Here is a 12,230-nt window from a genome sequence, read left to right on the forward strand (position 1 = left end):
AAACTATGCTGAAGTTGATCTTTCCTTACTACGTTTATTATTAAAAGTATAAGGAAACTATTATTCTGATGGGAGGATACTACTATGATAAAATCCATAGTAAAAATGATTTTAAAACTTCTCGAAGGTGGTTTTAAAATCGTAGTGGTTATTGGCGACAATAATCATATTAGCTAAAAAGGGGTATAATCCCCTTTTTTATTTTTTAATTATCTTAATCCCAACTTAGCTTTACTCTTAACTTTAATCTTATTAGAATTAATTTCATCTTCCATGCCATATCTGCAAGCATCTATAGTATGATTATCTTTATCTGGATATTCTCCTTTTAAGTTTCCATCTTTATCTTTTTCTATTTCATATCCTACAAATTCCCTTTTAGTGTTAGGACATCTTACTGGATCTATTATTATTTCTTCTATCTCTTCACTTAAGAACTTAAGACCATGTTCAACTGAATCTGGACCTTTCTTAGCTCCTATTATATTTAATCCTAGTTTCTTAAATTCATTTATTGTTCTAGGCTCTGCACTATCTGCTGTAACTCTTTTATTTAGCGTATTAATTTTCTTTATTTCCTCTACTGCTTTACTATTACTTAATTGAACCTTATACACTTCACCGAATATATATAATTTCTTTCTAGTCTTATCATAATGCATTAATAAATAGGCTAGTGGATCAGCAGCATATCCAAAGTCTAATCCATTCTTTAATCTATCAAATATCCTTATTTCTTCACCAAGTATTTGTCTAATAGTTAAGTTTCTAAATACTTCTCCACCAGTACCAGTTACAGCTCCTAAGTAATCATGCTCATACTTAGTGGGATTAACTTTCTTCATGTGTTCAGCTTCTATAATAAATTGTTCTCCAAGCCATTCTTTAGGTACTGTTCTATAATCGCTATGATGAATGTATTTATCATTTCTAGTTTCAACTACTTCTTGATTACACCAATTTCTTTGTGATTCTGGAGGGTTAAAAGAATAGAACACATAGAACTTAGGGCCGCCTCTTAGAATAGATTGATTAATAGTATCTATCTTAGATTTGCTTTCGAATTCATCTACTTCCTCATACCATAGATACTTAATATATCCTTTAGGTACTTTTGTAGATTTAGCTTTCTTAGGATTATCAGCACCTTTAAACCTTATTACTTGACCAGTAGGCTTATATGTTATTGTTAACTTAGCTTCTGGTACATGCCATTCATCTGCAACTCCTAATACATCTATCGCCCATTTAATCTGGTCTCTTACCGATTCAGATAAAGTATCTTTAACCCTTCTGAAAATTAAAGCATTTGAAATTATACCTTCTTGTGCATCTTTCATTATCCCTAAGACAATTTCTATAGAAATAAAAGAAGACTTCGTACTACCTCTACCACCTTTAAACCAGTAGTGAGTGTGAAGTCCTCTCTTTATATCTTTATGAGCTTCATAAAAGCTTTCTGCTATTATTGATTTTAATTTTACTTTAATCATCTATATCATCTACTATTTGAACTGGAATGGAACCTTCAATTTTTACTTTGTCAGTAAACATTCCTAGATGCTTACCTAATAACTCCAACGCTTTTAATTTATCTGTTAATCTTATTTCTCTTTCTACTCCCTCACCTTCTTTAGTTGGAATAGTTTTAACCTTTACTGATGCAATAGCAGCTGTATCATCTTCTGTAGCTCCATTCTTTAATGTTGCTTCTTCTAGATCTATTACATCATTTGCATTAACAAAGGCTAATCTTGCTAGCTCTCTTATTACTCTGTCTTGATTTATTCCAGTACGTTTTGACCTCTCTGCAAGAGCTTCATCTATACGTGTACGAATACTAGGTTTTGTTAGGTTCTCATTCCCTATTTCATTCGCTGTTTTAGAACTATAACCTGCTCTTATAGCTGCTTGTGTAGCATTAAGGTCTATTAAATACTCTTCTACAAATCTTTCTTGTTTTGGTGTTAACTTGGCCATTAATGCCACCTCCCCTAATTTATAATTATTATTTCATACTTTAAAGAGTACCGATAGAATATGAATTTCTACTATCTACAGTAAATATAAATTCTTCGGCTCCTTTACCTTTTCTTAAACTTCCATCTATCATATGCCTTGATATAATAACCTCATATAAATAATTATCTATTTCTGTAAATCCATTTTTATCTAATTTTCTTAAGTATTCATAAATGAACATTTTAAATTCTGATTTTCTGAAAATTATCTTGTCTTTAGTATCAAACTTCAAATAGTATTCAAACATCTTCATATTAAAATCTGATTTTCTACTACTTGAATTATTTATCCTATTATATAAATCCTTATCTTCCCTTATCTTTTTTCTTATATAATTATAAAATACTATATTTTGACCATATCCGCTCTTCATACCATAGATATTAATCCTTTTCTTTAATTTTGCTAAACTAATAGTAGATCGTAATAACATAATGCTTGGTAATAATAATACTACGTATAAGATAACTTCTTTATAATTTGGAATACTCCTTAGTATTTTCATTCCAATTACATCATTATTATATCCTAGAATTGGAATCAATATTGAAATGTAAAATAGCACTTTATTGCTATCTAATTTATTTTCATATCTTTCTTCTATTTTTTCTATTTTTCTTATTAATAACTCTTCGTAATGTAAAAATCTTTGGTGTTCAATAAATAAATAATTATATTCATTTTTTTCTTTTACTTTTCTTTTTCTATACTGTGACATTATATCCCCCTAATAATTCCATAAAACTTATATTTAAGTAATTATCGTATAGAAACTTTCTATCTTTATATTGTTAAAAGCCAGTAGAGTTAGTATTAAATAAATATATTATATAGCGGGAGGTCTTTCACCTACCTTTTCTTTTTATTATTTGTTGTATATTATTTTTTCTACTGGCTCCTGCAGGCTATTTATATAAATAAAAAAGAACCCTATTTCTAGAGTCCCTTTATATGCCAGTTAACTTATATTTCTCATTATATAGATTACCTATACTTTCTCCAATTTTTCTATTTAATTCTAATATAATAGAAATTATAGATATTAAATAGTCAATATACTCTTTACATACTTTTCTGTATTCATTAATATCAAATCCTTCACCAATGCTCTTTGGGAAACTTTTTATTTCTTTAAAGTATTTATCATCACTAGTAATTTTTTTCCCTACTAAATTGAGTATATCTATTATTGGCTCTTCTTCGAAGCATCGAAGCTTTAAATGAGCATATTTCATAGTTCTTAAAACTTCAACATGTGCTTGAGCCATTAACTCTGAATAATCTAGCTGTTGTGTTTTTTCAACCATCATGCTTTCCCATTTAAAATTTGCTTCTTTTTGAATACTTATACAATAAGCTTCTATTGAATCTTGTAAATCTTGTAAAGAATTTATAGCTAGATTAAAATCATTGATTTTATCATTAATGCCTTGTATCCTAACTTGAGTATCGAATTGATTTATTGTAGTTTTCCATCTTTCCTCATCTATTTTTCTTTTAACCTCAAAATCTTCTCTCTGCTTATCTACTGTTATACTCAAGATTCTAAATGATACTATTGCTCCTAATATTGCTCCTCCAAATGATGCAATAAATTGAAAATAATCTTTAATATCTAGTTGATCTCCATACTTAGAAAACTTAAAGATAAATATAATACAAATCGTAATAACAGTGATACCAAATATAAATTTCCAATCTAGCCACTTAAATGTTTTTTTACTCTTATCCATTTCATCACCTATAACTTAAAATTCTACATTAAATTGTTAATTCCTTCATAAAACTATCTAATATTAACTAACTATAAAAAATAGATTAATAATTAATATTTATATAAATAAAAAAGAACCCCATTTCTAAGGTTCTTCACTCTATTAATTAGAACTTACATATTCTTTTACTTCAAAAGAAGCAATCTTATCTTGTGCTATATATTCCTTTATTTCCTTATATGGATTTCCCTTCTTTGAGAAAGCATATATATTTGATCCTTCTCCTTTAGTTCTTGTTTCATACCATTGTATAAATTTATTTACTTCTTCCATGCTTACATCATATTCCTTAGTACTTCCATTTACTAATGATATACTTAATATTGCATTTCCTGTCTCTTCTGGAACTTGTGGCTTTGTAACACTTACTACACAAGTAGCTGTTAATTCAGTTCCTTCTACTTTTGCCATTATAGTGGCTTGTCCTTCTTTTACTGCTGTTACATTACCATTTTCGTCTACTGTAGCTATGTCATTATTACTTGATGACCATATAACTTTCTTATTCGTAGCATCTTCTGGTAATACTTTAGCATTTAATTTATCTGAGCTACCTTCTAATAAATCCATTGATGTTTTATCTAAAGATACGCTTGTTGCTACTATATCTTTAGAAACCTCTTCACTATAAGGCTTAATTTCACTATTTTCATCTATATCATAACCTTTTATAAATATGTAATTACTACCATCCGCTTTAGTAGCTTGTATAACTATACTGTGCTCTTTATATTCTAATCCTTTCTTTTCATAAAGTAATGTAGCTCTATCGTCACTATTTCCTTGACAAGAAAATAAACCTTCATCCTTACCATCAATAGTTACATTTATTTTTCTACTTCCGCTATCCCACGTATGAGAAATAATCCTTATCTTATCACCAGTAAAATTAAATTTTACATATGCACTTTTATCAGCCCAAGCATTAAAATACGACTTTGTATGTTCGCTATCATATTTCCATGCCGCCGTTCCATATTCAATGTTCTTATTGTCATACTTTACTCTTGCCCACCCCTTTTCAGGTGATTCTAATATTGATCCTAATTTCGCACTATTATTTTCTGTACTATTTAGATTTGAAGTGCCTATCTTATAATCTTTATCCAAAGCACTTGTTGATAAAGCTCCAATCCCGATAAAGCTAACTAGTAATGCTGCAATAACGCATCCTATAATCTTAAATTTCTTTTTAGTAGTTTTAATTATGTCCATTCTATACATCCCCTTATTTATTTTTTCCGTGTATAATATTATCAAATATCTTATTATTTTGCAATATTTATATTATTTTACATATAACTAAATAAAAGACACCTATATTTCTACAAGTGTCTTTTAAATATAAAGGGTATTGAGAATTTATGAGATGTCTTTCACCATGTCCACAATACTATTATAAGCCTTGTTACTATTGAAATTTTCTCATTTTTTTCTCAAAACCTTCTCACTATTTTATAATATTCATAAAGTTAGCTACATTCTCTACTATTTCTTCTCTTATTCTATAGACTGTAGCTACTGCCATATTCATCTTTTGAGCTATTGAAATTACTTTAGCTTTATCACTATATTTTAATTCTAGGAATCTTTTACTTTCTTCATTAAGCATATTTATATTAAATTCCATATTGCTTATATAGTTCTCCATATCTCTCTTTTTAGCTTTTGTCTTTAATAGTTGTTTAGTTATCCTTACTCTTTCTTTCTCTAGTTTCTCTATTTCTTTTATCATTTCCTGTTCTGCATAACTTGTACCATTAGATGATGTTTGTACTCTCTCATTTATTCCAGCTCCATTTTGATAAGGATCTACTCTTATGTTAGTATGTCTTATATCATATTCTATAACTTCTTTATGGTATTCTAACCTTACTATCTTTTCATTTAATCCAAATAATGATTTTTTAGTTTGATAATATCTATATAACTTTCCTTCTGTCTTTCTAAATAGTTCTTTATCCATTCTATCCCTCCTTAATAATAAAAAAATACCGCATACTCATTTCTGAATAATACGGTATTCTAAAGTTTATCTTCATAATATATTAAATTTATTTGTTAATCATATACCAGATAAAAATATTGTGCTAATCCATAGATATATCAATGTTATACAACAAACAAATGTATTTTTAATTGTATCTTCCTTTCCGTTCCTAAATTTATACATAATAGATATAATATTATTTACAAGAAGTATTATACATATAATTCCAATAGCTAATACTAATAAGATCATTCCCCTCAACCTCCTTATAGCATATTAACTCTATTAAATTAAGTTGTATATATTCTCAGTGATATCAACATCATTCTCATCAAAAAACTTCATTTTATTAATTTCTGAATAGCTGCTTTGTATATTATCCGGCAATGTACAATAAGCAATAAAATATTCGTCTTTTGTCGATATATTAATTGTATATTCTCTATCATCTATCATTACATTAATATATGATATTTTCATTTTATAATTTCTTCCCTTTAAAACAAGATAATTACCTTTATTAGTCTTATATATCCCATGTCTAAAAGATCCACTTCCATGTCCTGTAGTTTCTATTTTGTATTTATTATTTATGCCCTTAGTTAATTCAGATTCACCTAAAGAATTATTAACTATTAATAAAACATACTTTTTATTATCAAGATTTAACACCTGTTTAATTTCAAGTTTACTAATAGATGTATTCATAAATTTCTTTATGTTGTTCTCTAATTCTATTATATCATCTGATGTATTATAGACTCTCGAATATAAAGCAAATATTGATAAAGTAAGAGTTAATATGCCAACTAAAATTAAACTAAATGATTTTTTTTTCATTGTTTTCTCCTTTTTACTTCTGCAAACATCTAACAATATAATACAATTATACACTAATATTAATATATTTACATATATTTCAATACCGTACTATTCAATTTTCAAAGATCATATTTTATATAGAGTGGATTACTTATGTAGTCCACTCATTTATTAGAATTGCGTATTAATCTTCTAATTCTTCTACTTCCGCTCTAGTGTTATAAATATGACATACGTTTCCTTCAACTAGCTTTTTATACATATCTATTTCTTGAACATCTTCGTCTTTCCAGTCTTGCTCAAGCACCATTTCTAAGGCTTCTTCTTTTGATTCCGCCTCAACTTCTTTGTAAATATATCCTGCTATCGGAACGCTAACTCCATATTTTTTCATATTTAAATCCTCCTCATATTTCTTATTTATAATCCACAATTACAAGGTCTTTCTCTTTCCCCTATATGATCTAATAGCCCGTCATCGTCAAAGAACATTTCGATCTGTCCCTCTCCAACTATTACCTCTATAGGCTTTGAACTTATATAAAGTGGTTTTTTATTGTCTGCTACTCTCTTTTCATTTACTTTGTGTTCTAATAACTTAGCCTTTTCATATAAGCATGGATCATTCTTATATAGTTCTATAAATTCATTTTTCTTTGCATAAGGGCAGAAGTAACAACCACTTTTTCTTGGTATTTCAAACCCATGTTTCTTTATAATATCTATATTCCCTTGTCTATCAATTCCATCTTCAACAAATAAGTACCTAAATTCTTTATTAGCTAAATATTTAGGTGGATTCTTTGGCGGTCTAGCTCTATGTGCTTCATCATACGCTATTCCTAAATGCATATAGCATTTTTCATTTTCTCCACCCTCTAATTGGGAGTTAATATATAAATTTGTTGGTACTATTTTAAATTTTTCAGTACACCATCTTAACATCCTACTAGGAACCACACTTTTTTCTAAGCAATATTGAAATAGATTTAACGGCTTGTCCATATATTTTTCTTTAACCTTACCATCAACTATAGTTACTGGTTTCCAACCTCTCTTAACAACTTCTTTATTAAAATAATCCATATATCTATATGTGTCTGGATGATCTGCTCCATGATTACTAAATACTGCTTCAAAATCTATTCCCTTTTCTATCATATAAAGGTATAAAGCCACACTATTTACTCCCCCACCAAAACTTAAAAAATTCTTCATTTTACATTCCTCCTCGTCAAGAGGTACGGCCGTACATTTTATCTAGAATTACTCCTATTAGCTTCTATTTTTACTTATTAATTATCAGAAAGGCATATCCCCATCATCCACCGGTGTCATATCTTCCTCAAAATTCATCCCACCGTTATCTTGACATGATGGTCCGCCTTGATTATTGTTATTTCCGTTACTTCCTATAAACTCAAAGCTATCTACAACTACATCAGTAGTGTATCTCTTAGTTCCATCCTTAGCATCATAACTGCCAGTTCTTATACTTCCAGTAACTGCTAGTTGTCTACCCTTTGTAAGATATTGTGCTATTGTTTCTCCAGTCTTTCCAAAAGCAATACAATTTATAAAATCTGTTTCATCCTTCTTAAAAGGTCTTGTTACTGCTAATCTAAACCTCGTTACTGGTGTGCCTGTTCCTGCTGCATAATTTAACTCCGGATCATAAGTTAATCTCCCTATACCTACCCATTTATTCATTACTTTCCCTCCTTTACTTTCATACATTCCATTCCTATTTCTAAATACTCATACATACCCTTTATATCACGCTCTATTTGCTCTAGTTTTTCTATTATGACACTTATATCGTCATTACTCCTTAAAGCCTGTTGTGGTACGAATTTCAAAGCAGAATCAAGCGTTGTACAATAAGCTATTGGTTGCCAGTATTCTTTACCTATATTTTCTTTTTTAGTTAATTTACTTTCTTCTACTACCTTTTTTCTTTTTACTATGAACTGTCTTTCATCACTTTCTATTAAGTAATCTCCTATATTAATTTTCATCTTCTTTTTCCTCCGCAGTCACTGAAACTAACCAACATATAGTTTCTAACGTTAATACTTCTACCATATCGCAAGCTTTCCTTAAGCTGCATTCATCACAATCAACATTGTTTAACTCTTCCTTTATTTCATCTGATAACATCTAATTCACTTCCCTTATATAATTTCATCCATTCCTCCATAGTCATAGTTACAAGCCACTCTGACCTATCTTTCCTATGAAATACTGCTCCTAGTTCATTTTCTTTTTTATCTGCCTTAGCTTGGCTTATAGCATCATATATATTAAGTCTTTCTACTCTCTTACATTCAATATGAATACCAGGTAATCCAACTACGTCTGCATCTCCATTAGCACCACAATATTGTTGTCCTCTCCTTGTAGAGTATCCGTATTCTTTTAGCTTAGAAGATAATTCTCTTTCTCCTCTCGCTCCTTTTTGTTTACTATTTGTCAATGATATCACTCCTCTCTTCGGTAATTTTTACGTTTTAAATACTAGTTGCATATAATAACTTACAAAAAATTTTTAATATTAGTCACAATATTATTTCTATCTTTAATTTAATTGTTGTAACAAGTGTTAAAAGTTTTTTGTATTACATAATGTGAATGGTTATTTATGAGTTCTGTGGATTTTAAAAATTCTATTTTTACATTTAATAACCCTCATACGGATAATAAGTTAAACAAATTTAGGAGGTATAATATGAATTCAAAAAAAATTCTTTATGATTTATCTTTAGGGGTATTAATCAATTTAATTTCATACATATTTATTAATATTTTCTTTTAATATTAATTGATTTTCATATGAGAATAGGAATATATGACTGTTGCTGGATTTACTCCTATTCTCCTATATTATTTTTAGTTATATATAATCCCTTAAAATATCAAATATCTTGTCAATGTCCTCACTCTCTATGCAATTCCATTTTACTTTTTCAATAACTCCTATTTTTCTTTTATAATCTTCTTCTCTTTCATGTTCCTCTAAATCTAAAATTATATATGATGCAGCACCATGAGCATTTACTTCTCTTAAAGTATCTACATGATATTTAATTCCATAAGAAGTTGTAATATACTTTGAACCTATAGTTTTTACAGTAGTTTCTATAAAACTACTACCAAATCTTCTATCCACCCAAATCCATATTTTTTGACCTTTTTTAATATTTTTCATAACTCTCCTTTACTTCTCCTTAAATATTACTTCCCTCTATAAGATTTACACCTTATCTTACTCATTTTTCTAAAAGACTTAAGCCTTGCATCATATCCGTACTGCTCTGCATCTTTCTTTCCTTTTTCTCTTAGTTCTTGCCTTCTTTTTAAGTCACTTATGGTTTTATCTCTCCATTGCTCTGGAGTTAACTTTTCCATATTAATCCTCCAAACTCTTATTCGAAATATGCTTCTGGTTCTTTTTCCGGTCTTACATCTTCACTGTCATATGTCTTATCTAACTCTATTTCAACTCCCGCTTGACTTAATGACATAAGATATAATGAAAATTTATCTAAGTGTCTTAATGAAGATAATTCGCATCTATTTTTAAAATTAAAATTCCATTGATCTTGTTTGTTAATATCAGTCCATCTGTAAACATCAATACAGAAATTCATTTCTTCATCATGTTCACATTCAAATAATACTCTTCCTTTTTCATGTTTTAACCAATCTCTTTCTTCTGTTTGTTCAAATTCGTAACTTACTTCTACAGTTTCATATGATGGACCATCATCATATTCAACCTCTAAATCATCTGTCTTTACTTCCTCACTTACATAGTCACACCATTTTGAAAATAAGTCTGATACCTTTATAACTTTTATATCTGTATCTACAATCATTAATTCCTTGAAGTTCTCTAACATTTTTTTATTATCAATTGTTGTATTTTTTAATACTTCAACTAACACATGATCTAATTTTGTTATATATTCAGAGTAATCATAATTCTCTAAGTAAGGAATCATTACTCCCTTTACTTTTTCTTCAACTACTTTCTTTATAGCTCCATTCCATTCAAATAAATCCTTTAATGACGATTCTATACAATCCTCTAATTTTTCTGTTATAACCTTTTCTATAATCCCTTTTTCTAACTCTCTTGTTATACAATCCTTTATACTATTTTCTAAATTACTCATTTATATATCCTCCCTATTATTTCTTAAATCTTCTTTACCTTGCTTCCAAATCATTCTTGCATCTGTGTGTACTTCTTTCAAGAATCTATACATATCTTCTAATCTGTCTTTTTCTTCGCTCTTTTCTCCACGTCTTAAAAGCTTCCTATACTCTTCTCTAATAACACTCCATCTTTCAGATACTATATGAGAATCCTTCATAAGCTGATAGGCTCCCATTATGTCATTTTCTTTTAGATTTCTATATCTAGTTACTATGCTGCTATAAAGAATTATGTCTTGCTTATATTGTTCTTTGTAATTCATATTCCTTCTCCAAAACTAATTTACCACCCATTGCTGCCCTTATAATATCTTCTTGATAAAATATACCTCCATAGCTTTTTAAAGTCCTACAAAGCTTGTCTACATCATTTACGCTTATTTCTAAAAGCTTTCTTATATTTTCTCTTGTAAATTCTTCTTTATATCCAAATACAGTTTTGAATTTTCTTTGCAAATCTACTTTCAATTTTTGGTCCAGGTTATGCCCATGCTTTCCATGAACTCCATAAGTGCCATGATGATGATTCCAGCACAAATTTATTAAATTAAGATTGCAATTTTCTAAATACTTAGCTTGTTTTCTTTTGATAATATGGTGTGTTTCTACTAAGTGGTTAGAACTGCATATTTCACATAACTTTATTTCACTCATGTAATTCCTCCTTAACAACAATGTCTTTTCTAGTAAGCATTTTTAAATTATCCTTGAACTTACTCTCTATAATCTGCTTTCTAAAGTTATCCTCTGCAGTTATTACTATTTCTTTTTCATCTTCTCTTATCTCTGTATCTATAAACCAAGTTCTATAAGTAACTTCACCTAGTCTATTAAAAATTAATTCATGTATCTTATTGGGGAATGAAAGGGGTGGAAGTACAGCTTCTTTTTCTTTTCCTTCTTCCCTTTCTTCTCCTTCTTTATCATTCTTAATATTCTTATCATTCTTGTTAGGTGTTAGCTCTTTGTTACCTCTTTGTTGGCTCTTTGTTACCTCTTTGTTAGTGCTTTGTTGGTCGTTTGTTACTTGATTGTTAGTATCTTTGTTAGTTACATATTCACTACCTTGGTAAAGTCCCCAATTTAGTACTGTTATGAGCCTTCCTGTCTTTGTTACTTCCTCTGTTAGAAATTCATATTTTTTAAATTTAGTTAATGCACTTCTAACATTTTGTATTGAAATTCCTTTGCCACACCTTGCAGTTATGCTCTCAAGTGAAGTTACTAACATACCTGGTTCAGCTTTAAATTGTTTCCCTTTCCACTCCCATTCTCTGCCTTTATGATTGGCCATACCTAGAAGGGTTATTAATATAACTTTCTGTTCGGGAGTAGATTGTTGCCATATAGCTTTTTCAAATAAGCATCTATGAAGCTTAAACCACCCTTCAGACATTTAC

Annotated in this window: 20 protein-coding genes; all 20 read right to left on the reverse strand. The window is 28.9% G+C overall.

The window, feature by feature from the left end; genetic code table 11:
* Positions 1 to 209: 209 nt before the first annotated feature.
* Positions 210 to 1,493 (reverse strand): PBSX family phage terminase large subunit, encoded by a 1,284-nt coding sequence (locus tag ACZJV1_RS10775; protein WP_463650123.1) that lies wholly within the window; start codon positions 1,491 to 1,493, stop codon positions 210 to 212.
* Positions 1,486 to 1,980, reverse strand: a complete 495-nt coding sequence (locus tag ACZJV1_RS10780; protein ID WP_463650124.1) for a terminase small subunit — start codon at positions 1,978 to 1,980, stop codon at positions 1,486 to 1,488. Before ACZJV1_RS10780 ends, ACZJV1_RS10775 begins: the two co-directional genes overlap by 8 nt.
* A 40-nt stretch (positions 1,981 to 2,020) precedes the next feature.
* Entirely contained in the window at positions 2,021 to 2,740 is a 720-nt protein-coding gene (locus tag ACZJV1_RS10785; RefSeq protein ID WP_463650125.1) for a hypothetical protein, read from the reverse strand.
* A gap of 229 nt (positions 2,741 to 2,969) precedes the next feature.
* On the reverse strand, positions 2,970 to 3,755 hold the full coding sequence (locus ACZJV1_RS10790; RefSeq protein ID WP_463650126.1) for a hypothetical protein: 786 nt from the start codon (positions 3,753 to 3,755) through the stop codon (positions 2,970 to 2,972).
* Positions 3,756 to 3,899: 144 nt separating this feature from the next.
* On the reverse strand, positions 3,900 to 5,012 hold the full coding sequence (locus ACZJV1_RS10795; protein WP_463650127.1) for an Ig-like domain-containing protein: 1,113 nt from the start codon (positions 5,010 to 5,012) through the stop codon (positions 3,900 to 3,902).
* Between the two features lie 235 nt (positions 5,013 to 5,247).
* The gene (locus tag ACZJV1_RS10800) at positions 5,248 to 5,763 is read right to left on the reverse strand and encodes a transcriptional regulator (RefSeq protein ID WP_463650128.1); all 516 of its coding nucleotides are present in this window, start codon (positions 5,761 to 5,763) and stop codon (positions 5,248 to 5,250) included.
* A gap of 99 nt (positions 5,764 to 5,862) precedes the next feature.
* Positions 5,863 to 6,039, reverse strand: coding sequence for a hypothetical protein (locus tag ACZJV1_RS10805; protein WP_463650129.1), 177 nt, complete (start codon positions 6,037 to 6,039; stop codon positions 5,863 to 5,865).
* Between the two features lie 33 nt (positions 6,040 to 6,072).
* Positions 6,073 to 6,627, reverse strand: coding sequence for a hypothetical protein (locus ACZJV1_RS10810; protein WP_463650130.1), 555 nt, complete (start codon positions 6,625 to 6,627; stop codon positions 6,073 to 6,075).
* Between the two features lie 166 nt (positions 6,628 to 6,793).
* Positions 6,794 to 7,003, reverse strand: a complete 210-nt coding sequence (locus tag ACZJV1_RS10815) for a hypothetical protein (RefSeq protein WP_463650131.1) — start codon at positions 7,001 to 7,003, stop codon at positions 6,794 to 6,796.
* Positions 7,004 to 7,029: 26 nt separating this feature from the next.
* A complete protein-coding gene (locus ACZJV1_RS10820) occupies positions 7,030 to 7,827 on the reverse strand; it encodes an adenine nucleotide alpha hydrolase family protein (RefSeq protein WP_463650132.1) in 798 nt (265 codons plus the stop codon).
* 84 nt (positions 7,828 to 7,911) lie between these two features.
* Positions 7,912 to 8,319: a single-stranded DNA-binding protein gene (locus ACZJV1_RS10825; protein WP_463650133.1), complete on the reverse strand. Its 408-nt coding sequence runs from the start codon at positions 8,317 to 8,319 to the stop codon at positions 7,912 to 7,914.
* Positions 8,319 to 8,627 (reverse strand): hypothetical protein, encoded by a 309-nt coding sequence (locus tag ACZJV1_RS10830; protein WP_463650134.1) that lies wholly within the window; start codon positions 8,625 to 8,627, stop codon positions 8,319 to 8,321. Before ACZJV1_RS10830 ends, ACZJV1_RS10825 begins: the two co-directional genes overlap by 1 nt.
* A complete protein-coding gene (locus ACZJV1_RS10835; RefSeq protein ID WP_463650135.1) occupies positions 8,617 to 8,769 on the reverse strand; it encodes a hypothetical protein in 153 nt (50 codons plus the stop codon). Before ACZJV1_RS10835 ends, ACZJV1_RS10830 begins: the two co-directional genes overlap by 11 nt.
* Entirely contained in the window at positions 8,756 to 9,085 is a 330-nt protein-coding gene (locus ACZJV1_RS10840; RefSeq protein WP_463650136.1) for a PDDEXK family nuclease, read from the reverse strand. Before ACZJV1_RS10840 ends, ACZJV1_RS10835 begins: the two co-directional genes overlap by 14 nt.
* A gap of 417 nt (positions 9,086 to 9,502) precedes the next feature.
* On the reverse strand, positions 9,503 to 9,817 hold the full coding sequence (locus ACZJV1_RS10845; RefSeq protein ID WP_463650137.1) for a beta barrel domain-containing protein: 315 nt from the start codon (positions 9,815 to 9,817) through the stop codon (positions 9,503 to 9,505).
* A gap of 26 nt (positions 9,818 to 9,843) precedes the next feature.
* A complete protein-coding gene (locus ACZJV1_RS10850; protein WP_463650138.1) occupies positions 9,844 to 10,017 on the reverse strand; it encodes a hypothetical protein in 174 nt (57 codons plus the stop codon).
* 17 nt (positions 10,018 to 10,034) lie between these two features.
* Positions 10,035 to 10,787: a hypothetical protein gene (locus ACZJV1_RS10855; protein WP_463650139.1), complete on the reverse strand. Its 753-nt coding sequence runs from the start codon at positions 10,785 to 10,787 to the stop codon at positions 10,035 to 10,037.
* Positions 10,788 to 11,093 (reverse strand): hypothetical protein, encoded by a 306-nt coding sequence (locus tag ACZJV1_RS10860; RefSeq protein WP_463650140.1) that lies wholly within the window; start codon positions 11,091 to 11,093, stop codon positions 10,788 to 10,790.
* Positions 11,071 to 11,484 (reverse strand): hypothetical protein, encoded by a 414-nt coding sequence (locus ACZJV1_RS10865; RefSeq protein ID WP_463650141.1) that lies wholly within the window; start codon positions 11,482 to 11,484, stop codon positions 11,071 to 11,073. Before ACZJV1_RS10865 ends, ACZJV1_RS10860 begins: the two co-directional genes overlap by 23 nt.
* Positions 11,477 to 12,226 (reverse strand): hypothetical protein, encoded by a 750-nt coding sequence (locus ACZJV1_RS10870; protein WP_463650142.1) that lies wholly within the window; start codon positions 12,224 to 12,226, stop codon positions 11,477 to 11,479. Before ACZJV1_RS10870 ends, ACZJV1_RS10865 begins: the two co-directional genes overlap by 8 nt.
* Positions 12,227 to 12,230: the final 4 nt, after the last annotated feature.

The organism is Clostridium sp. LS3 (assembly GCF_055330225.1).